Here is a 1079-nt window from a genome sequence, read left to right as displayed (position 1 = left end):
TTGATTGCCTTGCCTTTTTCGTCCGCGATCTTGCGAAAGGCACGCCAGAAATCATCCTCAAGCGAGACACTGGTGCGATGCCCGCGCAGCGTCAGCGAGCGTTTGATCGGTCGGCTGCTCATTCCGGGTCGCGCTTGTGGGCGTCCAGTTGCGTGGTCTGCTTGGCGTTCTGGCTGCGCTCAAGATCTTTCTGCGCCTTGGTCCGGCCGAATTTCACCGCATTGGCATCGGCTTTGCCGCGCTTTTCGGCGCGGGCGGTTTTCTTGCGGACCTGGTTCAGGTTGACGACGTTTCCCATGGCCGGATCATGCGCCAGCGCGGTGCAAAAGAAAAGGGCGGCACAAATGACGCCGCCCTCTCGATGTGGATTAAAGTCCGCTTAGTCTTTGGGACCGATCATGTCTTCGGGCCGCACCACGCGGTCAAAGGTTTCTTCGTCGACCAGCCCAAGGGCGATGGCCTCTTCCTTCAGGGTGGTGCCGTTTTTGTGCGCGGTCTTGGCGACCTTGGTGGCGTTGTCATAGCCGATGGTCGGCGCCAGAGCGGTGACCAGCATCAGCGATTCCTTCATCAGCTTGTCGATGCGGGCGACGTTGGCCTTGGTGCCAACCACCATGTTGTCGGTGAACGCGCTGGCCGAGTCGCCCAACAACTGCATTGATTGCAGCACGTTGTAGGACATCATCGGGTTATAGACGTTCAGTTCAAAGTGACCCTGGCTGCCGGCAAAGCCGACGGCGGCGTCATTGCCCATGACATGAGCGCAGACCATGGTCAGGGCCTCGGCCTGAGTCGGGTTGACCTTGCCAGGCATGATCGACGAGCCGGGTTCGTTTTCCGGCAGGATCAGTTCGCCCAGACCCGAGCGCGGGCCCGAGCCCAGCAGGCGCATGTCGTTGGCGATCTTGAACAGCGACGCCGCGACGGTTTTCAGCGCGCCCGAGAACATCACCATTGCGTCGTGGGCAGCGAGGGCCTCGAATTTGTTGGGGGCGGTGACGAAGGGCAGGCCGGTGATGTCGGCCATGTTGCGGGCGACCATTTCAGCCCAGCCCTTTTTGGTGTTCAGGCCGGTGCCG

3 protein-coding genes are annotated in these 1079 nt (G+C 61.1%); all 3 read right to left on the bottom strand.

The genetic code is table 11. The features are described 5' to 3' along the window. Positions 1-122: ribbon-helix-helix domain-containing protein (locus ABYW26_RS14695; RefSeq protein ID WP_372605665.1), on the bottom strand; the 122-nt coding region annotated here is incomplete at its 3' end. Then, positions 119-298, bottom strand: a complete 180-nt coding sequence (locus tag ABYW26_RS14690) for a DUF4169 family protein (protein ID WP_372605663.1) — start codon at positions 296-298, stop codon at positions 119-121. The genes ABYW26_RS14695 and ABYW26_RS14690, both read right to left, overlap by 4 nt. Positions 299-379: 81 nt before the next feature. Then, the coding region (locus ABYW26_RS14685) for a lyase family protein (RefSeq protein WP_372605662.1) at positions 380-1079 on the bottom strand (700 nt) is incomplete at its 5' end.

The sequence above is a fragment of the Actibacterium sp. genome (genome assembly GCF_041584535.1).
Taxonomy (GTDB): Bacteria; Pseudomonadota; Alphaproteobacteria; order Rhodobacterales; family Rhodobacteraceae; genus Actibacterium_D.
Note: the sequence above shows the minus strand (reverse complement) of the source record. Positions and strands in the feature narration are given on the sequence as shown.